Source organism: Acinetobacter kyonggiensis, assembly GCF_900107285.1.
Lineage (GTDB): Bacteria > Pseudomonadota > Gammaproteobacteria > Pseudomonadales > Moraxellaceae > Acinetobacter > Acinetobacter kyonggiensis.
The window spans coordinates 53,828-75,615 of the sequence record NZ_FNPK01000002.1 but is presented as its reverse complement, the minus strand read 5'-3'; the positions used below and the strand labels follow the sequence as shown (position 1 = coordinate 75,615).

Genomic DNA, 21,788 nt, shown 5'->3' with positions numbered 1-21,788 from the left:
AGTTTAAGTAGATAGGACAGGGAAGATAAATGATGGAAATTTTAAACACTAAAGTTGCAATTATTGGTTCAGGACCGGCAGGTTTATTGTTGGGACAGCTTCTTTATAAAGCGGGTATTGAACATATTCTTATTGAACAACGCAGTGCAGATTATGTTTCTGCGCGTATTCGTGCTGGTATTCTTGAACAAGTTTCGGTTGATTTACTTAAACAAGCAGGTGTAGACCAACAGTTAAATGAATTAGGTTTACCTCATCATGGAATAGAGATTTTAACCAATGGTGAAAAACATCGTATTGATTTATCCGCTTTAACGCATGGAAAACAGGTGACAGTTTATGGTCAAACTGAAGTCACTAAAGATTTAATGCATGCACGTGATGAAGCCAAGTTAACTTCATTTTATGAAGTGAATGATGTCAAAGTACATGAATTTTATGATCTACCTTATGTGACTTTTAACAAAGATGGGCAAGAATATCGCGTCAATTGTGACTTTATTGCAGGGTGTGATGGATATCATGGTGTATGTCGTGCCAGTGTGCCAGCAGATAAAATTAAAACATTTGAAAAAGTATATCCATTTGGCTGGTTAGGTATTTTGGCGGATGTGCCACCAGTATCTGATGAGTTGATTTATGTGCAGTCTGAACGTGGCTTTGCGCTTTGCAGCATGCGATCAAGTACACGGAGCCGTTATTATTTACAAGTGCCTTTAACTGATAAAGTAGAGGATTGGTCGGATGAACGTTTCTGGGATGAACTAAAAAACCGTCTAGATAAAGAAAGCTGTGAGCATTTAGTTACAGGGCCTTCAATTGAAAAAAGTATTGCACCTTTACGCAGTTTTGTAACCGAGCCGATGCGTTTTGGAAACTTATTTTTAGCAGGTGATGCCGCACATATTGTTCCTCCAACTGGTGCTAAAGGCTTGAATTTGGCAGCCTCTGATATTGCATATTTATCTAGTGCATTAATAGAATATTACTTAAATGGTTCTAAGCAAGGCATTGATGAATATTCTGAAAAATGCCTAAAACGGGTATGGAAAGCTGAACGTTTCTCTTGGTGGATGACCCATTTATTGCACCGTTTTGAAACTGAAAGTGAGTTTGATATTAAAATCAAACAAGCTGAGCTTGCTTATATTCTGGGCTCAGAAGCAGGGCAAACGACTTTAGCTGAAAACTATGTTGGACTTCCTTATGAACTCAAAAAGTTTGATGAATTAAAAAAGGTAAGCATAAAATATGCAACATAAAAAGTGAATTGTGTTGCAAATACTGAAGACTTTTACTTGGAATATCCTAAACAGCATATTATAAAAGTCTTCTGCTCGTTAAGGCAGAAGTTTAATAATATGCTGTTTATTCAAATAAGTAACTTATTCATCACATCACATAGCGCAATCAGTCATTAATCTTTTACATTTTTTCTAAATAAGCTGCTTCAAAACTCATCTGGTAACTTATGTGTAAGTACATGTTCACAAACTTCATGTGGGTAATCAGTTTTATCAGCAGACCAGTCACGAAATGTAGAGCAGAAACCATGAATAGTAATGGCACAATTTTGTTTTGGATTAATATAGCCTAAGCAATTTTCTTTAGGCTTCTGTTCGTGCATACATTTAATTAAATCAGTTAAAGACATATTGGAAAGTATGTCACTCTGAAAAGGTGCTGAAACGATATGGTTTTGAACTTGGGCCTCAACTTGAGTCGATTCAATAAGTCAGCAGAACTATGATTGATAAAATATTCCATTGCTATGGTGTAATAGAAAATTGTGATGATTTATAATTAAAACTAAACGTTACTAACGAGTAACGTATAATTATCTATAAGAAATAATTAAAAAAATAATAAAATATAAAGCAGTAAAAAATAGTAGTAAGAAATTAAATTTATAAAAATATATCAATTATTTAAGTTGTAAATATGACTGTCACTGCTTCCGCCAAATATCTAAAAAGATTCTTGATGATCAAGGATCTTTTTTTGTCTGTAATTTTCCCTACAACTTACGGTAATCCCCCCTAAAAATAAAAAATCTAAAAGTAGAATTTTTGCTTAAAAGTCTAGGCACGAGATTCTTGCATAAACTCAGCACACATCATGTGGGGGACAAGGTTAAATAAGGGGGATGAATATCTAAAATAATAGGATGAATTTTATAATTAAATTTTTACTTAAGTGCTTTACAAGATCAAAAAAAAGCCTATAATCCACCCCATATTTTAATTTAATGTGTCATCCTTCACATTATATGGGGCATTTCATGAAAAAAGTCATTGTTTCGGCAGTTCTAGGTTTTTCTTCTCTTTTTACAGTAGCACATGCAGCAGGCACTGATTCTACTCAATTTGAGGTTAAACTTACAGTAAATGAATCATGTAAGTTTACTGCGGCTCAAGACGTGGAATTTGCTTCTGTTGATCGTTCTACTAAATCTGCAAGCAATGCGAAAGGCCAGTTAAATGTTACTTGTACTTTAAATACACCCTATAAAATTGCTTTGGCAGGTAATGGTAAAATGAGTAATACCAATACTGCTTCAACCAGCAAAATTCCATATAAATTGTATCAAGACTCTACCCGTACAACAGAGTGGGATGCTGTCAACTTATTATCAAAAACAGGTAATGGTAAAGACCAAGCAATTCCTGTCTATGCTAAGTTAGCGGGTGATACCAACGTTGAAGCTGGTAATTATGTAGATACAGTAGTTGCAACTGTAACTTACTAATTGGTTAGAGCTGTACGAATAGAGTGACGCAGTATATGAACAAATTGAGACAATTCATTTGTGCTTCTATCGTTTCACTTTATTCGCTGAGCAGTTTGGCAGCCAGTCTGCAAGTTGCTCCAATTTCTGTTTCATTCTCCCCGCAGGAAAAAGCCAAAGAAATATGGCTGACCAATACCAGTGAACGACCTATTCGGGCGCAAACTCGCGTGCTGATTTGGTCGCAAGTTTCAGGTCAGGATCAAGTGAATCCTACACGAGACTTGGTTGCCAGCCCATCGATTACAGAAATTAAAGCGGGTCAGCAGCAGCTGATCCGAATTATTCGTATTGCCTCACAAAATACCGCGGTAGAACAGACTTACCGCTTATTGATTGATGAACTGCCAAGTTCAGGACAAGCCGATGCACAGACCGGCTTGCAGTTATTATTACAGTATTCTATTCCCGTTTTTATCCAGCCTACTGACAGTATTGCTATGCGTAATGGTTTAACGCTGTTAAATCAGGTGAATTTTCAATATCAGAATCAACAGCTGATTGTGCAGAACAATACGAAAAGCCATATTCGGATGAGTGAATTAACCTATATCAATCCAAATGGCGAAAGAATACCGTTAATCAATGGTCTAGTGGGCTATGCACTTGCTGGTCAGACTATGCGTTGGGATATTCCTGAGTCTAAAAAAATACTCCCAAATGGTAAGTTTGAAGCCAGAATCAATAGTGATGGTTTAGCACAGATGCTTCCCATCCAATAAACTGTAATGAGAAAAAAGTTCGCTGACTGTGGCCCATTATTTCAAGCATTGCTGTGTACGTATTGTTTATCCAGTACTTTGGTCATTGCTAGCGAAAATGTCAGTTTAGAAGATGATGGTATTAAGCAGCAGGAGCTGTATTTAAGTATTGTGTTGAATCAGGCATCTAGCTCAACTTTTGGGCACTTTATTCAAACATCGCATGATTTACTAATTTCACGGACAACCCTGCAAGAACTGCAATTAAAAGTCAGCGTACCTGATGCTCCCCAGCATGCAGGTTTTATCAGTTTGTCTCAAATTTCTGGTTTAAGCTACAATTACAATGCCGCTGCGCAAAGTATCCATTTGGATGTAGCTGTCTCTTTTTTGCAGAACAATACTGTAGCAGGATTTATTCCGATTGAAGCCGCCAAAGTCAATGCTCAGCAGATTAAACCGGGCGTGCTTTTCAATTACGATTTTTATGCCCAAGCCACTGAAGATGTTTGGTCTTTAAGCGGCTGGAATGAGCTACGTTTTTTTGGTTTTGGAGCGGGCAGTGTTTTAAGTATTTCTGCTAACCATGCTTATACCCAGTCAAAGACATCGGAAGAACTGAATAGCCAGATTTTAGATACTTATTGGCAAAAGGATTTTGCCAATCGGGCGCTGACATTAACATTAGGCGATAGTCAGTCGCGCGCTTTAGATTGGAGTCGCTCGACCCGCATTTCAGGCATTAAACTGGCAAAAAACTATAATTTACAGCCGTACCAAGTGACTTCACCATTAGCCTCATTTAAAGATTCAGTGCTATTGCCGTCAACGGTAGATTTATTAATTAATGGTATTCAGCAAAGCAGCAGTGAAGTGCTTCCAGGGCAGTTCAATATTCAGACTGCACCGTCAATTACAGGTGCGGGAACAGCGCAGTTATTAATTACCGATTTGAATGGACAGCAACGGATTGTCAACTTTTCCTTATTTGGCACTTCACAGTTATTGCAGCAAGGTTTATCCGACTGGGATGTGAGTCTGGGGGTGAATAAACTGAATTATGCGGTCAAGTCATTTAGCTATGGGCATGATCTTTTAATGAATGCCACTTTCCGGCACGGTTTAAGCAATAACACGACATTGGAAAGCCATACTGAATATTCAAATGATGTGGCTTTAGCAGGATTTGGTGTTGTACACCGCTTGCCAAATACTTTGGGGGTGTTAAATGGCTCTTATAGTTATAGCGAATTAAATCAACAGGCAGGGCAGGCTTTTTCAGCAGGTTATGAGTGGAATAACCGCTTGATCAACTTTTCTATGCATCATCAGCAAAGTGACGGTAATTTTGGTGATTTGGCCAGTGGTTTGGGCTATGCCTATATTGACCGCTCTGATCATATTTTCTTGGGGGTGAATACGCCTCTTGGTCAATTTGGCAGTAGTTATGCAGCGCAGCAATATCAAGGGATTGATAATGAATATCTGATCTTTAATTGGTCTTATTATTTTCCTTCCAAGAGTTATTTAACCTTGAATATGACGCGTGATTTAAATGAAAAAAGTAATACTTTTTTTATGTCACTGAATATTCCGTTAGACCGTCAGACCAACGCCACTATGAATGCGCAAAAGAATACGGAACGTAATAAGGTGTCGGCAAGTGTGCGTAAAACGGCTTTGCAAAATCAAGCAGATTGGGGTTGGCAAAGCAACATCGAATATAGTGATCCAAGTAATTATAGTTTACAGGGACAGTTGCAGCGGGAAACTTCAGTTGGACAATGGGATCTAGGGTTTCAAAATGCCAAGATTAACGATGAAGATTATAGCACTGTCATTGGGTCAGCACGTGGCAGCCTGGTGATGATGAACCGCAATCTTTTTGCCATGCGTCAATCGCTGAATTCATTTGCTGTGGTGTCTACCGAAGGTGTGGCAGATATCCCTGTACGGCTGGAAAATCGTCTCGTGGGTAAAACCAATCGAAAGGGACTGTTATTAATCGATTCATTGAATCCATATCAGCATAATGTGGTGTCTATAGATACGTTAGATTTACCACTGGAATATAAAATTGAATCGACACAAATAGATGCAGTTCCTTATAGCTCTAGTGGCGTGTATGTGAATTTTCCAGTGTATAAAATGCGTTCGGTACAATGGGTTGCAGTTGATAAACAGAATCAGCCTTTAAAAATGGGAAGCCGAGTGTGGGTACAGAAAACTGCGCCTAATTTAGACAATGTTGAACATACGATTGTTGGGCGGGATGGCATGATTTATTTAGAAAATCCAGCTGCATCAACAGTTTTTGTCGAGCAAATGGGGCAGGTTTGCCGTATAGACTTGCCTGATTTTTCAGCGCAATATGGTTTTCTAGACTTGGGGAATTTAACGTGCCAATAATAATGAATATTCACCGTACGCAGCGTTCAGGGCTGCTACTAGCATATTGGATTTTTGCCCTAATGCTGCCTTTTGCCCTGATGAGTGTTAGTTCATCTGCTCAAGCATCTGGTTCGTGTTGGTTGTCTGGCCCCGCTTTGAATTTCGGTTCGGTATCGGGTAAAGGAAAAACCAGTTACAGCAATTGGCAAGTGACGTGTAATCAATATGGTCATACCAAAACGGTCAATGTTGCTTTGTGTCCTTATGCGACCGCGGGTGGTTTAGGTTTGTCCAATAATCGCCGTCAAATAGTTTCATATTCTTCTTGGCCGCACTCTTATCTCAGTTATGACTTGTTTTATGATCCCGCTTTGACCCAAAGAATTGATACGCAAGCCAATTTATCGACATTAACATGTAGCTATAAAACTTTCACCGTGAATGAAAACCAGAAAGTTTTCGATCTGCCGATTTATGGTTATGTTTATGCGGGGCAAAATGTCACAGCTGGAAGCTATCAGAATAATAATGATACGCAAGTCAGTCTATTATATGCCTTTAGTCAGGACAAACAGCCAACTACAGAAGATGTATTGGCATCTCAGTCAAGCAATCAAAGCAGCAACAGTTTGAGCGTCACGACAAACTATGAAAACAGTTGTAATTTGATTTCTGCATCCGATCTGAATTTTGGTCACATGAATGATTTATCTCAGGCAGTGACCAGTTCGACAACGGTAACTTTGTCTTGCCCCTTGAATACGTCTTGGAAAGTGAATTTAGATCAGGGAATGAACTATGACGGCACGACACGTCGTATGCGCAAAGGTTCAGACTATATTGCCTATGAATTATACCGCGATGCGCAGTACAGTCAGCTGTGGAACAATAGCGGTGCATCACAGGGTACGGGCAACAATGGCACACAGACGATTCCTATTTATGGAAAGGCTGGGCCAAGTTCAGCGGCTGTACCTGCGGGAGAATATCAGGACACCATTACAGTGACGCTAACCTATTAGTAAGTAATGACAGCGGTTACTTTGTCTGTATATTGCCCCGCAGGAACATTGGTGTTTGCTTGGTTGACTTGTCCCCAAACTGGAATTTTTTGGGTATTTCCAGTGCCTGTATTGCTATAAGCATTTTGAGTATCTGCGCCCCAGAGCGTTGTCCGATTGGCATCCTGATACAGGGTATAAGGAATTTTAGTATTATTTGAAGTCGCATTTGCCATCGCTCTTTGGCTTTGTAGTGCAATACGATAAGGCGTTCCTTGGGTACACGTTACTGCTAAATGATTACTTTGATTTGAGCCTTTTGATGCGCGGTTAATGCTGCCAAAATCGAGATCTGCGCTATTGGCTGCCGTAATATTGCAAGTTTCTTTAATGCTAATACTCACGTTAAACTGAGTTGATTGTTGGTTTTCTGCATAAATCAGTGCTGATGCACCCACCAAAATACAGGTCAAGAGAGCGCAAAATGGTAATTTCATACATTATCTTTTTTATTCAATCTATTCATTAACCATAGCGTACTAATTTTTTATCAAAAAGTATATTAATAAGGGAGTAATTCCTATATGAAAGGCTTATGAGTCATTAGCTTATGTCTGAAATAAGGCGAGATCATGGATAGATTTAAAAGTATATGCTCAAGATTGCAATGACTTGCTCAAAACCGTTAAATATTTAGCCAGAATCCTTTGGAAAGAAAATGGTTAAGTTATCATCAATAAAAAGTTGAGTTGCATCTAAAATGGGGGAATCAAATTGTGGGGTGAAAGCTTTATTGCAAAGAACTTTAAGCTTGAGTTTTTTCTAGATGATTCACTTTATGCAAGGTGGCATTGAATGTATGGGTGCCGCTTTATTGGCGAGATTAATTTGTATCTTCTAAATCTAAGTGCTTTCAATCCAAATGATCGCTATAATGCGGGCTTAAAGTTTAAGATGATGCTATGAAGAAAAAGACATTTCTGCTACAGATCTTCCTGCTATTGTTCACATTCCAAAGTATTTGGAGTGTGGCGGAAGCGGCGTGTCTGCATGAAATGCCAAATGTGCCTTCATTTTTCAATGATCCCTCTTTTGCTCAGCCCAATGCACAAAGTAATGACAATAAAAAAAGTCTGGTCGATGATCAAAAAATTTATGATTACTGTCAAAAAATATGTTTTAACGACAGGTGTAGCCACTTATCGAATCATATTGCACTTGAGCTAGACACACAGTCTTATTATAACGATGAACCTAATTTTCAAGTCGATATTCTACACGCTCGACCTTGGGTAAATTTTTACCAATCGCCCTATCTCCCTCGTTTAGCTCCACCTCCCGAATTATCCCCGCTCGCGGTGGGGTAGCCTAAAACAACCCACCATCATTCTATTAATGTTTGTGGGACATCTTCATGTCAAAAAAAGTTTCAACTCATGGTATGAGTTTGAATGAGAAAACGATTGTTCAGGTAAAACAATGTCAGTTGGTTGCATTCATCCTCGGGATATCTATTTCAGCGAGCATTTTTGCTGATCATTCAATAGCATCTAAAAATCAGCAAGATTCAGATTTCAATCAAATATTAATGCGTGTGGAAGGTCATCAAAACCAAATTCATGCCTTGCAGACTCAACAGGACATTGCGACGGCTAAACTGAAACACAGCCAACTGTGGGCGAATCCAAGTTTATCTGTGCAAAAAACGGGCTTTAAATCTGATCAGGATCAAGAATTAGATGTCGAGATTAGTCAACCTTTAGATATTTTTGGTCAACGTCGTAGCCGAAAAAATTTAGCAAAAGTTGAATTATCTCAAGTCGATTTAAATCAAAAATTATATAAAGCAGAAACCCGCTTGGCTGTGAAATATTTATGGTCTCAAGTTCTTGTTTTACAAGAAGAGCTTAAAATTAGCAAAACTCAATTAACAGACAGTCAAGCAAATGTGGATGCCACACGATTACGCTATCGTGCTGGAAGCATTTCCAGATTAGATTTGGATCGTACTTTGCTTGCTCACATTGAAAATCAGCGACGGACACAAGAAATGGCGTTGTCTTTAACCACGGTGAAAAGACAATTGGCAAATTTATGGGGAGCAGCTGAACTTGATCATGATCTGAGTATAAGCCGTGCGCAATTATGGCCAACTGATACAACTGCCTTTGTGCAACAGGCGCTGAATGAAAATTTATTGACACAAAGTATTCAACTGAAAAAAGCCAAACAGCAAGCCCATTTAGCATATTTAAAAGCACAAGCCAGACCCAATCCGAATGTGCTTTTGGGGATCATCAATAGTAAGCAAGCCAATTTAAACAATACTGAAAGTCAAATACGCTTAGGGGTTGAAATACCTTTGAATATCTTTGATCGTCAGCAATATGGCATGCAAATCGCCCAAACAAAACAAGATTTATTGGATCAGCAACAGCAGTATTACCAACAGCAGAATCGGACTCAACTGGACACTTTATTGGTTGAGTTAAAGGGTTTGAAATGGCAATACGACTTGATCAATGAGCAACAAATTCCGTTATCGGAGTCGGTACATCAAAAAACTTTATTGGGTTTTAAAGTGGGTAAATACTCTATTACTGATGTACATCAAGCCAGCATTCAGCTTCAGGAACAACGCTTAAATAAAATACAAACGTTAAAACAGGCATGGCAAAAATCTTTGCAAGCTGAAAGTTTAGCCTTGGGGGTAGATGCAAATGCGCTTATGTCGCCCGATGCCCTGATGAAAATCAATCAAAATTTATGGCAATCCACAAATGACCTAAGCCCAGTGGTAGGAGAATAAGCGTGTCTATAGATCAAGCAAAAAAACAATGGGTTTGGATCATTGCCATTATCACGATTAGTATCGTTTTGAGTGCCTTTTTATTATTCGGTGGTAAAGAGAAAGCAGGTAAAGCTGCCGATGAAGATGCACATGCAGATGAACAGCATGGACATGATGAAGCTGAGGAGGCTGATGCTGAAGATGAATCGTTAAACTTTACTTCAAAACAATTGATTGAGTCTGGTGTGAAATTAGCCCAAGTTGAATTGGGCGATGTTGAACAAAAACAACAATATCCTGCCAAACTGGTGGTGAATACTGACCAACAAGCCCATGTGGAGGCGAGTTTTGCAGGAAGAGTTGAAAGTGTCGCGGTAACCTTAGGACAGGACGTTAAAAAAGGACAGGCTTTAGCCACGCTTTTTATTCCTGACCTTGTGGATCAACAAGCCAACTTGAGTATTGCTCAGGAAGCTTTCACTTTAGCTTCGCAAGATTATCACAGAGAAAAACAGCTCTTTGATCAAGGGATTTCTGCCAGACAGGATTATCAACGTGCATATAACGCTTATCGACAAGCGGAGATTCAAGTTCAAGCGGCTCGGAGTCGTTTATCCGCACTGGGTGCAAGCAGTGGCAGTCAAGGGCGTTATGTAATTAAGGCACCTTTCAATGGGGTGATTACGAAAAAAGATATTGTTGTGGGTGAAAATATTTCTGCGGATAAGCAATTGTTTATCATTGATCAGCTAGATCAATTATGGGTGGAGTTTATTTTGCCGAGTGCTGCAAATATTCATGTTCAACCGAATCAGGAAATTGAATTTAAATCTTTGCAAACCAATAATTTATTTAAAGCGCGAGTGCAGGCCTTAACCACTGAAGCGGATAGTCAAACAGGACGTTTACAAGTTCGTGCGAAAGTCTTAACGCCAGCCCAAGAGCTACGTCCCAATTTAATGGTCAATGTTTTATTAACAGGTGAAGCAACGCGACAACCTGTATTGCGTGTTTCTAAAGCCGCGATTCAACAGATTGATGGTCAACAGATTGTGTTTGTTGCCAAGACTGAAAAAGAGCAAATTCATCTGATGGCAAGCCCTGTACAACTTGGCAACTATTCAAGTGATGGTCAGTGGGTCGAGATTAAATCGGGTTTAACTGCGAAACAGCAGTATGTCAGTCAGGGCAGTTTTCTGTTGAAATCGGAAATGGAGAAGGGAGAGGCTGAACATGCCCATTAATTCTCAAGATGACCTTTTTCCGAGTCAAGGACTGTTTGATCGAATCATTCAGTTTTCTATTCGCAATGCTATTTGGGTGCTGTTGTTTGTCATCGCATGGATTGGTATCGGAATATATAGTTATCAAAAACTGACAATAGATGCTGTACCTGACATCACCAATGTTCAAGTGCAAATTAATAGTCAAGCCAATGGTTTTACCGCACTTGAGGTTGAGCAACGGATTACCTATCCGATTGAAAATGCAATGTCTGGTATGTCAAATCTAGAGCAGACACGCTCGATTTCTCGTTACGGACTTTCGCAAGTTACCATTATTTTTAAAGATGGGACGGATATTTACTGGGCAAGACAACTGATTAATCAACGCTTGCAAGAAGCCAAAAGTGCTTTACCTGAAGCTGTTGAGCCACAAATGTCGCCTATCTCGACAGGTTTGGGGGAAATCTATCAGTGGGTAATCAAAGCACAGCCCAATGCCAAAAAGCCAGATGGAACACCTTATACAGCAATGGATTTAAGGGAAATTCAAGACTGGATTGTTCGTCCTCAGTTACAACGGGTTGAAGGGGTTGCAGAAGTCAATAGTATTGGGGGCTATGAAAAAACCTATATTGTTGCTCCAGATTTAACACGCTTACAACAGATCCAAATTTCAGTGGCAGAGTTGGAGCAAGCACTTCAAGATAACAATGCAAATCGCGGTGCTGGTTTTATTGAAGATAATGGGCAACAACTGACCGTACGTGTGCCAGGTTTATTGTCTTCTATTCAAGATATCGAAAATGTCAGCATTAGCACCAAAAATGGCTTACCTATTCGGGTCAGTGATGTGGCTTCAGTCTCCATTGGTCATGATTTACGTACAGGTGGTGCGACCTATAACGGTGAAGAAACCGTATTGGGTACGGCCATGATGATGATGGGTGAAAATAGTAAGGCCGTCGCTCAAGCTGTGGATCAAAAAGTTCAGGTAATTCAACAGTCATTACCCAAAGGTGTAGTGATTGAAACCGTTTATGACCGTAGTCATTTGGTGGATAAGGCAATTAAGACGGTTGCCAAAAATCTTGTCGAAGGTGCCATCCTTGTTATTGTGATCCTGTTTATTTTTCTGGGAAATTTTAGAGCGGCACTGATTACCGCATGTGTGATTCCACTGTCAATGTTGTTTACTTTGACAGGCATGGCAGAGCAGAAAATTAGTGCCAATCTGATGAGTTTAGGTGCTTTGGATTTTGGCATTATCGTTGATGGTGCAGTGGTGATTGTGGAAAACTGTATCCGTCGCTTAGCGGAAGCTCAGCAGCATAAAGGCAGAAAATTAACGCGCTCTGAACGTTTTACTGAAGTCTTTTTAGCTGCAAAACAAGCAAGACGTCCGCTTATATTTGGGCAAATCATCATTATGGTGGTGTATTTCCCAATTTTTGCACTGGAAGGCGTTGAAGCGAAAATGTTCCATCCCATGGCAATGACCGTGGTTCTTGCACTTGTGGGCGCGATTATTTTATCCATTACTTTTGTGCCAGCAGCCATCGCTTTGTTCCTAACAGGAGATGTAAAAGAAACAGAAAGTCGTTGGATGAGTTCGTTAAAAAATGGCTATGCAAAACTTTTAGATCAAGCCTATGCTTTTAAATATGTGGTGGTGACAGCAGCAATCAGTATTTTACTTCTTACGGCTGCATTATCGACACGTGTGGGGACTGAGTTTTCTCCGACTTTGAGCGAAGGTGATTTTGCACTGCAATTAATGCGCGCACCAAGTACAGGGATTGAAGAATCCTTAAGAATACAAGAAGGGCTAGAAAAACAGCTTTTAAAAGAATTTCCTGAAATTAAGGCGATTTTTTCTCGTACAGGTACGGCAGAAGTGGCAACAGATGTCATGCCTCCAAATATTTCCGATAGTGTTGTGTTGTTGAAACCGCATGATCAATGGTCGAATCAAGATGAAACGATTGATGATTTGCGAGCACGAATGCTGGCGTTTGTAGAAAAAATTCCCGGCAATAACAGTGAGTTTTCGCAACCGATTGAACTCCGTTTTAATGAGCTGATTTCGGGCATTCGCAGTGATGTCGGCATCAAAATTTTTGGTGATGATATGCAGACGCTGAATCAAGAAGCGGAAAAGATTGCGGAAAAACTGAAAAAGATTGAGGGTGCGAGTGAAGTTAAAGTCGAGCAAACCGATGGTTTACCTGTCTTAAATGTCGATATTGATCATGCTTTGGCAGCACAATATGGTTTATCGGTGAAGTCCATACAAGATTTAGTAGCGACGAGTATTGGTGGTCAAAATGTGGGGAGCATCTTACAAGGGGATCGACGTTTCGATTTTGTGATTCGATTAGATGAAAGCATGCGCACGCCACAGCAATTGGCAATGTTACCGATTCAACTGCCAAATGGTGGATTGATTCAATTACAAGATGTGGCCAAAGTTGAGAATATTTTGGGGATTAGCCAAGTCAGTCGAGAAAATGGTAAGCGCCGTGTTGTGGTCACCGCCAATGTGCGTGATCGTGATTTAGGTTCTTTTGTGCAAGAAATGCAACAAGAGCTAAAACAACAGGTGTTACCTGCGGGCTATTGGTTGGGTTATGGTGGTCAGTTTGAAAACCTAGCTTCAGCAAAAGCCAGAATGCAAATCGTCATCCCGATGGCATTCATCATCATTTTTGTTTTACTTATGGCTGTGTTTAACAACGTTAAGGATAGTTTGCTGGTTTTCAGTGGTGTGCCATTTGCACTGTCTGGTGGATTAATGGCGTTATGGTTAAGAGATATTCCAATTTCCATGTCAGCAGGCATTGGTTTTATTGCGCTGTCAGGTGTGGCTGTTTTAAATGGTTTGGTCATGCTGACTTTTATTAAAGAGCTCAGAGAAAAGTTTGATGTCCATACAGCAACATGGTCAGGCGCAGTTTTACGTTTACGTCCAGTATTAATGACGGCTTGTGTCGCTTCTTTAGGTTTTATTCCGATGGCACTGGCTACGGGAACAGGTGCAGAAGTGCAGAGACCTTTAGCAACGGTGGTGATTGGCGGCATTATTTCTTCTACGTTTCTGACGTTGTTGATCTTACCTGTGTTATATCGCTGGTTAAATGAGCGAAATACGAGAGATTAATTGATAAAAGTCCGATGCAAGGTTAAGGCGGATAATCAAAGTTTACTTACGTTTTATGCCTGATTTATGTTGTTTGGGTTCATCAAGCAAGGCATCGCTGAACAGTTAAGCATCCTAAAAGGAGGAATCAACAAGGGTCTTGTTGGTTTCTCCTTTTTTCTTTACGAAGGAATACCCTTATTTTAATTATAAGCCCCTGATCAAATAAAAGTGGGGGATACGGCAAATATGAAAAGAGATATAATAATCTTTTAGGATGTTTAATAATCAACTGGTGGTTTTGCAGTTTGATACATTAGGCATCTTGAATAAGTCATTTTTTGAACAATATTTAATTCATAATGAAAATTTCCTCTCTTTTTAAGGAGGTTTGCGCAGCATACTGCTCAGGGTGAGGATGTTATTAAAGAATCCACTCATCCTAACCTGTTCTCTGAGCCATATATGGCGCAAGATAAGGAACTTTCAATATTCATTTTACTACCGATGAATGATCACTTTTTGATTTATGAAAGAAATTTATTGAATAGAATAACGACCAAAAAACTGAAGATGAGCCTAATGTGATCTTTACAGCAAGGAGAAGGTCAATGCCAAATTTTATGCGGCCGCTACATTTGAGTTTGCTGTTTACGCTGACACCGCTAGTCTTTGCAATTGGTGGTTGCAGTGCGCAGCCACCGAAAAATACTTCTGCTACAACGCTGACCAAACCGAAGAGCATTGTTTACCCGAGTATTGATTCTGGTTTAAGTGAAAAATTATATCCCAATGAACAGATGGTAGCCGAAGAGATTGCTGAGGTGATTGAAAAGTCGATTCGTAAACAATATGCCTTAGGCAGTGCGCGTCGTGATGCACATCCAAAAGCACATGGTTGTGTACGAGCGGAGTTTCATGTGTTGAAAATGCTGCCAAAGAATCTGGCTCAAGGTATTTTTATTCCCGATAAAAAATATCAAGCATGGATTCGTTTTTCAAATGGTTCCCCAGATGCCACGCAGGCAGACACAAAGAAAGATGCACGTGGGATGGCAATCAAAGTTTTAGGGGTATCGGGAGGGAAACACTTAGAGGATGAAGTGACGACCCAAGACTTTATTATGATCAACCATCCTGTATTTTTCGTGAACGATCCTAGCCGTTATCTATCGTTTATGCAGGATATCAATAGCGATCATTTTTTTAGAAAGCTACATATTCCTTTTGCACTTGGTTTTAAGGGAACACGGATTGCTTTAAATCTCAGAACAACCATTGCAAATCCGTTGCAAACTCGATATTGGTCTATGGTTCCCTATCAGTTAGGCATGGGTTCTGACCGTCAGGCGGTAAAGTATTCTGTTCGTTCTTGCTCGACAGTAAAAGACGCTTTGCCAAACAATCCGAGTCATGACTTTCTGCGTGATGCTCTACGAAATAGCCTACAAAAGGGCGATGCCTGTATGGAGTTTCTGGTGCAACCGAGAACATCAAATACATTGCTTGTTGAAGATGCCATGACCGAATGGAAAGAAACACAAGCCCCTTTTTATCAGGTGGCAACGATTCGTATTCCTCAACAGGTTTTTGACAGCCCTGATCAGAATAAATTTTGTGAAAATCTTTCGTTTACACCATGGCATACTTTACCTGAACATAAACCGCTCGGGGCAATAAATAGGATGCGCAAGGTGATTTATGACCGTATTAGCCAAGTTAGACATGAGATGAATTCAACCCAACGACAAGAACCGCAGTAATTTAAAACCATTAAGGCAGATGAGATCAAACTTCATTTGCCTTAATTATGGTGATTTATTTTTAAAACTGCTCAATGTTCGATTTAGCTAAGTACTGCTCCATTTCCTCGGTAGGCACCATGCCGCCACCCGTGCCCCAAACAATATGATTTGAATGCTGTAATTGTTGCTCAGTAAACTGATGTAGCACTGCGTACTCTGGATGCTGATTGACGATGACAGGGCCTAACATTCCAGCGAGCGCAGAAGGCTCTAACTTGAGATGTTCAGACTGATTGAGCATACCCAGTAATAAATACATGGTTTGATCATCTAAGGTATAAAAACCGTCTAACAGTCTTTGCATTGCTCGACCGACAAAGCCTGAAGCACGCCCAACAGCTAAACCATCTGCTGCTGTAATGTTGTCTATACCAATTTCTTGTACTGAAATTTCATCATGCAAGCCAGTCGCTACCCCAAGGAGCATACATGGCGAATGCGTTGGCTCTGCAAAGATACAATGTACGTGATCGCCAAATGCCATTTTTAAACCAAATGCAACGCCACCGGGGCCACCACCCACACCACAAGGCAAATAAACAAATAAGGGATGTGCTTGATCGACAACAATGTTTTTTTGCTCTAATTGGGCTTTTAGCCGTTCTCCAGCGACTGAATAGCCTAAAAATAAAGTTCGTGAATTTTCATCATCAATGAAAAAACAATTTGGATTTTGCAGTGCTGCGTTACGACCTTGTTCCACAGCCACGCCATAATCTTCAGCGTATTCAACGACTGTTACGCCGTGGGAGCGTAATTTATCTTTTTTCCATTGACGTGCATCGGCTGACATATGCACTGTGACATCGAAGCCCAATTGTGCGCTCATAATGCCAATTGAAAGTCCTAAATTTCCTGTAGAACCAACGGCAATACTATATTGATTAAAGAATTGTTTAAATTCGGGGCTATTAAGTTTTGCATAATCATCTTCAAGGCTTAATAAGCCCGCTTGCAACGCAAGTTTTTCAGCATGGCAGAGCACTTCATAGATACCGCCACGGGCTTTAATCGAACCCGATATTGGGAGGTGACTGTCTTTTTTCAGCCACAGTTTACCGCGAATGGTTTGCCCAAAATGCTGTTCAAGTTGCTGTTGCATATTTGGAATGGCAGCAAGTTCAGATTCGATCATACCGCCAGTTGCTACTGTTTCTGGGAAAACTGCCATGAGATAGGGCGCAAAACGTGCTAAGCGGTCACGAGCATCATCAATATCTGTTTGCTTGAGTCCCACATAAGGTAAGCCTTCTGCAAGTGTGGTGAAATTAGGATTAAACCAAGCTGTTTCTTTGAGTGCGATCAGATCCTTAACAATAGGATGTCGCGCAATAAGTTGATTGAGTTGATCAGAATTCATAAGCGTACTCATAAAAGCTTAAATAAAATTAGACAGTAGGAAGGTCAGCCCAGTGCAATCAACGAGGCAATAAATGTAGCCGAGGTATAATATTTGAAGGTTGCATTTCATGTTATCTATTTATTCAGTTGAGCTACACATTTAAATGCATGAAAAAGTCTAATTTTTGTTTTATTTTTAGAAACTATAAAGCCGCGGCTTTAATGCTTTTTAGTTTTTAAGTCTCGTGTGAATGATTTGAATTCGACAAGTCATCAAAGTTCCCGCTTACTTGAGCAACATAGCTTAAATAACAAGGGAACTGAGATGAAAATGCTTTAATTGTTTAAATCAAACCAAATAAATTGACTATCTGTATGGGCTTTAATTGTCGCCAGATCATCAAAAAATAAGGCATCACCCGCTTTAACGGTCTGTCCTGCAATGTCGATTTCGCCCTCAATCACATGGACATAGTTAAATTTTTGGCTTGCCTCTACATCAAGCGTATGACCTTGTTGTAAAAATGCAGTTTTTACTTCTGCATTTTGACGAATGTGCATTGGAGCATTGGCATTCGGACCAACGATCAACTGCCATTCATTCGGTGTTAGTTTCGGATCACGTTCAATCTGTTGATAAGTTGGTTCTGCATTTTGCACATTAGGAATAATCCAAATTTGCAGTAGATGGACTGCTTCATTGCCTTGGTTCATTTCACTGTGTTGAATGCCTGTGCCCGCACTCATGAGTTGCCATTCACCCGCATGAATTTGGCTCTCATTGCCCATACTATCTTTATGAGAAATCGTACCTTTGAGTACACAGGTTAAGATTTCCATATTGTCATGTGGATGTGTGCCAAAGCCATTATGCGCTGCAATAATATCATCATTAATGACGCGTAAAGATCCGATTCCCATCAACTCAGGGTTATACCAACTGCCAAAAGAAAAACTATGTTTCGATTCTAACCAACCTGCTTTGACATGCCCACGATCTTCACTACGATGTAAATAAGTTGTCATGCTCAATCTCCGAATTATTATTGCTTCAATGGCGTAATTTTAATCTTTGATTAGGTGGGATGAAATACTGAAAAAGCAACATATTGTTTTGTTTTTGGAACGATGCTTGTAAATGAATTGATTAAAGATCAGCGCATAAAAAAACCTACTCTAAAGTAGGTTTTTTTATGCTGAAAGCTGAAAATAAAGCTAAATTTATTCTAAGAACTTAACTGTTACCCCAGATTTTACTTTTTTACCCAAATCGTTGGCATCCCAGTTGGTTAAACGGATACAACCATGTGAAGCCGTTTTAGATATTGCCGATGGGTTCGGTGTACCATGAATACCGAATGATTTTTTGCTTAAACCAATCCAGATATTACCTACAGGAGCATTAGGGCCTGGTGGTAAAGATAGGGGTTTTTTGTTGTTGCCTTGAATAAAGTTGCTTGGTGAATAGCTATACCATGGGTTTGGTGCTACACCAGTAACTTTATAAGTACCTGTTGGTGATGGCGTGTCAGAACTACCAATGGTCGCAGGGAACGAGCCAATCATTTGGTTACGGCTGTTAAACAAATACAGCTGTTTAGCACCTTTATGCGCAACGATAAGATGAATGTCTTCAGGAACTTCGTTACGAATGTTGGCAACAATAATTTTTTCACCCGCTTTTTTGAAAGTCGCTTTTGGATTTAACTTTTTCAAATAGTCTTCATCCATATGGAACTTTTCACCGAGCATCTCGGTTACACGCGTGTAGTATAAGCCTTTCATTTTCGCTTGTAAGGCATAATCATGAGGAATCGAGGCTGCATAAGGGCCTTTTAAGTCAGCATCGGTAATGGTGTATTCAATAAATGCAGGTTTAGATCCTTGTTTAGCAATTAATGCATTCCAAGTTTCTTGCGTTAATGTGCCTGTAGGCTTAATGCCATTGATTTGTTGGAACGACGCAATTGCTTTTAGGGTATTTTTACCACTTGAACCATCAATAGCACCAGGTGAAGCATGTGCATTGTTGAGCATGACATGCGCACGTGCATAAACAGGGAATTGACCTTTACCAATATTTTCATACCAGCTGGCATTGTTTAAACCATCAAGGGTCCAAGATGCTTTAGCCACTGTGGTATTAGAAGGCGTTGCTGTACTTGCACTCGGTGCTGCACCGATGGCAGCTGTATCATCTTCAGACTTTTCAAGATCTTGTAAGGTTTTTGAAGCCTTATTTAAGTCTTGTTGTTCTTGTTGTGTAATCTGGGTTTCAGCCGTGCTTTGAGCGCTTGATGCGGCATTAGTCGCAAGTGGATCAATCGGGTCTTGAACCGCAGTATCAGCAATCTTTTTAGGATTTAATGGTTGTTCCGCGATAGGTGCGGCAAATGCTGTACCCGCAATAATGCAACTTAAACTCATAGCGAGTAATGTGCGAACGAACATGTAATTCAACCTTAAGAATTATTCATTAACAATTTGATAAAACGACACAAGTATTGCAGAAAAAATGAGGAGATGCAGTAGTTCTTTTGTTTAAAAATTATTTTACCTTAAGCATGATTGATTTTTAGATGCGTTAGAAGTTATTAAATTTTCGACCTTTTTGTTATGATGGTTCGAAGATTAAAAATGAGATGGGAAAGAAATGACGGCTCTAAAAAATGATCGTTTTCTACGTGCTTTATTACGTGAACCAGTAGATACCACACCAGTTTGGATGATGCGTCAAGCAGGGCGTTATTTGCCTGAATATCGTGAAACACGTGCCAAAGCAGGCGATTTTCTTTCCTTATGTAAAAATAATGACTTTGCCTGTGAAGTGACGTTACAGCCTTTGCGCCGTTATGATTTGGACGCTGCTATTTTATTTTCAGATATTTTAACCGTGCCTGATGCATTGGGTTTGGGCTTATATTTTGAGGCAGGTGAAGGACCGAAATTTCACAAAACCATTCGTACAGAACAAGATGTAGCGAATTTACCGAACTTTAATGCCAAATCGGATCTCGATTATGTCATGAATGCGGTAACAACAATTCGTTCTGCATTGGGTGGACAAGTGCCACTGATTGGTTTTTCAGGCAGTCCGTGGACACTTGCAACGTATATGGTTGAAGGTGGTTCAAGTAAGGATTTCCGTTATACCAAACATATGATGTATAGCCAGCCAGAAGTGTTACATGCTTTGCTTGATCGATTGGCGATTGCTGTGATTGATTATTTAAATGCGCAAATTGATGCTGGTGCACAAGCGGTACAAATTTTTGACAGTTGGGGTGGGGCTTTGGCACACCGTGAATATATTGAATTTTCACTCAACTATATGCAAAAAATTGTTGCAGGTTTACAACGTGAAAAAGAGGGTCGCAAAGTTCCCGTGATTTTATTCACCAAAGGTGGCGGTCAGTGGCTAGAGCCAATGGTTGCAATCGGTGCAGATGCCTTAGGTTTAGATTGGACGACACCGCTGCATGTGGCGCGTCAAACGGTGAATGGTCGTGTAGCTTTACAGGGTAACTTAGACCCAGCCACTTTATATGGCACCCCAGCATCGATTGAAAAAGCGACTAAAGCCATGCTGGATGATGCTTATGCTGGTGGTGAAAAAACGGGTTATATTGCCAACTTAGGTCATGGTATTACCCAGTGGGTCGATCCTGCAAATCCTAAAGTATTTATTGATACAGTGCATGAATATAGTGCCAAATATCTTTAATGATATATGAGTCAACTCATTTTTTAGGATTCACCCTTGATCAGTCTGTTTAAATCATGTTTTGAGTTCTCATTTAAGGCAGCTTCGGCTGCCTTATTTGGGATTTTGCTTCTTGTTGCATTTGCATTTACTGCATCTATGGGCAGCCAAGAGTTTTATGGTTTTTTTCGCTATGACTACTTATTGTTCTATGCCTTAATGATTCAAGTTTGCTTATTGTATTTGAAGTTAGAGTCTTGGGCAGAAGCGAAAGTGATTGCTTTGTTTCATATTATGGCCATGGTCATGGAAATTTTTTTGACCCACCCACAAATTGCTTCATGGCAGTATCCACAACCAGCCATCTTTAAAATTTTGACTGTTCCATTATTTGCAGGATTTATGTATTCGGCAGTGGGTAGTTTTTTTGCGCGTTCATTACGGTTATATCAGGTGTCATTTGAAAAGCTTCCGAGTTTTTTCAATATGATCTGCTTGGCGGTGCTTTCTTATATTAATTTTATGAGTAAGTTTTTTGTTGCTGATATCCGATTGTTGCTGTTCACATGGAGCATCATTATTTTTTGGAAAACCAAAATTCACTTTCAATTACAACAGCATCAGATAGCACTGCCAATGTTACCTGTACTGGCAATTTTGGCTTTTATTATTTGGATTGCTGAAAATATCAGTACTTTTTATAAAATTTGGTTGTATCCGAGTCAGGTCGATGCATGGCATATGGTGGGTTGGGGTAAGTTAGGTTCATGGTATTTATTGTTGCTTTTAAGTCTGGTTTTAGTGTTAAAGATATTAGGTCAGCGTAGTGCAGAAGGGGTATGGAAGTTAAAAAATGATGAATTTTAAGTGGTTAATAAGCAATCATTAACTTTAGTATAAATTGT

Annotated in this window: 16 protein-coding genes and 1 pseudogene; 12 read left to right on the top strand and 5 right to left on the bottom strand. The window is 39.7% G+C overall.

Annotated features, from left to right (window positions below; all coding sequences use genetic code 11):
- Positions 1-32: 32 nt before the first annotated feature.
- Complete coding sequence (pobA, locus tag BLV99_RS02180) at positions 33-1,262, top strand: 4-hydroxybenzoate 3-monooxygenase (RefSeq protein WP_092687556.1); 1,230 nt, start codon at positions 33-35, stop codon at positions 1,260-1,262.
- 194 nt (positions 1,263-1,456) lie between these two features.
- Here pobA and BLV99_RS02175 read toward each other — a convergent pair.
- Positions 1,457-1,735 (bottom strand): annotated as a pseudogene (locus BLV99_RS02175) (tyrosine-type recombinase/integrase); the annotation flags it as partial.
- A 546-nt stretch (positions 1,736-2,281) separates the two neighbouring features.
- On the opposite strand from BLV99_RS02175, the gene BLV99_RS02170 reads away from it, so the two are divergent.
- Genes BLV99_RS02170 through BLV99_RS02155 form a run of 4 tightly spaced genes read left to right on the top strand, consistent with a single transcriptional unit; the run spans position 2,282 to position 6,902 of the window.
- Positions 2,282-2,749, top strand: coding sequence for a Csu type fimbrial protein (locus tag BLV99_RS02170; protein ID WP_244516269.1), 468 nt, complete (start codon positions 2,282-2,284; stop codon positions 2,747-2,749).
- A gap of 35 nt (positions 2,750-2,784) precedes the next feature.
- Positions 2,785-3,510: a fimbrial biogenesis chaperone gene (locus BLV99_RS02165; RefSeq protein ID WP_092687273.1), complete on the top strand. Its 726-nt coding sequence runs from the start codon at positions 2,785-2,787 to the stop codon at positions 3,508-3,510.
- A gap of 6 nt (positions 3,511-3,516) precedes the next feature.
- A complete protein-coding gene (locus BLV99_RS02160) occupies positions 3,517-5,898 on the top strand; it encodes a fimbria/pilus outer membrane usher protein (RefSeq protein ID WP_092687270.1) in 2,382 nt (793 codons plus the stop codon).
- Positions 5,889-6,902 (top strand): Csu type fimbrial protein, encoded by a 1,014-nt coding sequence (locus BLV99_RS02155; protein ID WP_139243513.1) that lies wholly within the window; start codon positions 5,889-5,891, stop codon positions 6,900-6,902. Before BLV99_RS02160 ends, BLV99_RS02155 begins: the two co-directional genes overlap by 10 nt.
- On the opposite strand, the gene BLV99_RS02150 is transcribed toward BLV99_RS02155, so the two are convergent.
- A complete protein-coding gene (locus BLV99_RS02150; RefSeq protein WP_092687264.1) occupies positions 6,899-7,378 on the bottom strand; it encodes a Csu type fimbrial protein in 480 nt (159 codons plus the stop codon). The two genes, BLV99_RS02155 and BLV99_RS02150, sit on opposite strands and share 4 nt — an antisense overlap.
- Before the next feature lie 465 nt (positions 7,379-7,843).
- Between BLV99_RS02150 and BLV99_RS02145 the strand changes: the two genes are divergently transcribed.
- The 5 genes from BLV99_RS02145 (at position 7,844) to BLV99_RS02125 (ending at position 15,797) form a co-directional block, all read left to right on the top strand.
- Positions 7,844-8,248 carry a hypothetical protein gene (locus BLV99_RS02145; RefSeq protein WP_086183561.1) on the top strand — a complete coding sequence of 135 codons (405 nt, stop codon included), beginning with the start codon at positions 7,844-7,846 and terminating at the stop codon, positions 8,246-8,248.
- A 47-nt stretch (positions 8,249-8,295) separates the two neighbouring features.
- A complete protein-coding gene (locus BLV99_RS02140; RefSeq protein ID WP_092687261.1) occupies positions 8,296-9,690 on the top strand; it encodes a TolC family protein in 1,395 nt (464 codons plus the stop codon).
- A 2-nt stretch (positions 9,691-9,692) separates the two neighbouring features.
- The gene (locus BLV99_RS02135; RefSeq protein ID WP_092687258.1) at positions 9,693-10,916 is read left to right on the top strand and encodes an efflux RND transporter periplasmic adaptor subunit; all 1,224 of its coding nucleotides are present in this window, start codon (positions 9,693-9,695) and stop codon (positions 10,914-10,916) included.
- On the top strand, positions 10,906-14,055 hold the full coding sequence (locus tag BLV99_RS02130) for an efflux RND transporter permease subunit (protein ID WP_092687255.1): 3,150 nt from the start codon (positions 10,906-10,908) through the stop codon (positions 14,053-14,055). Before BLV99_RS02135 ends, BLV99_RS02130 begins: the two co-directional genes overlap by 11 nt.
- 590 nt (positions 14,056-14,645) lie before the next feature.
- The gene (locus BLV99_RS02125; RefSeq protein WP_086183557.1) at positions 14,646-15,797 is read left to right on the top strand and encodes a catalase family protein; all 1,152 of its coding nucleotides are present in this window, start codon (positions 14,646-14,648) and stop codon (positions 15,795-15,797) included.
- Between the two features lie 61 nt (positions 15,798-15,858).
- Here BLV99_RS02125 and dsdA read toward each other — a convergent pair whose 3' ends face one another.
- The 3 genes from dsdA to BLV99_RS02110 form a co-directional block, all read right to left on the bottom strand.
- Positions 15,859-17,199, bottom strand: a complete 1,341-nt coding sequence (gene dsdA, locus BLV99_RS02120; RefSeq protein ID WP_092687252.1) for a D-serine ammonia-lyase — start codon at positions 17,197-17,199, stop codon at positions 15,859-15,861.
- A 317-nt stretch (positions 17,200-17,516) separates the two neighbouring features.
- Positions 17,517-18,206, bottom strand: coding sequence for a pirin family protein (locus tag BLV99_RS02115; protein WP_092687249.1), 690 nt, complete (start codon positions 18,204-18,206; stop codon positions 17,517-17,519).
- Between the two features lie 195 nt (positions 18,207-18,401).
- Entirely contained in the window at positions 18,402-19,631 is a 1,230-nt protein-coding gene (locus BLV99_RS02110; RefSeq protein ID WP_092687245.1) for a L,D-transpeptidase family protein, read from the bottom strand.
- 202 nt (positions 19,632-19,833) lie between these two features.
- Between BLV99_RS02110 and hemE the strand changes: the two genes are divergently transcribed.
- Positions 19,834-20,904, top strand: coding sequence for a uroporphyrinogen decarboxylase (gene hemE / locus BLV99_RS02105; protein ID WP_086164194.1), 1,071 nt, complete (start codon positions 19,834-19,836; stop codon positions 20,902-20,904).
- Positions 20,905-20,943: 39 nt separating this feature from the next.
- The gene (locus BLV99_RS02100; protein ID WP_171259144.1) at positions 20,944-21,750 is read left to right on the top strand and encodes a DUF817 family protein; all 807 of its coding nucleotides are present in this window, start codon (positions 20,944-20,946) and stop codon (positions 21,748-21,750) included.
- Positions 21,751-21,788: the final 38 nt, after the last annotated feature.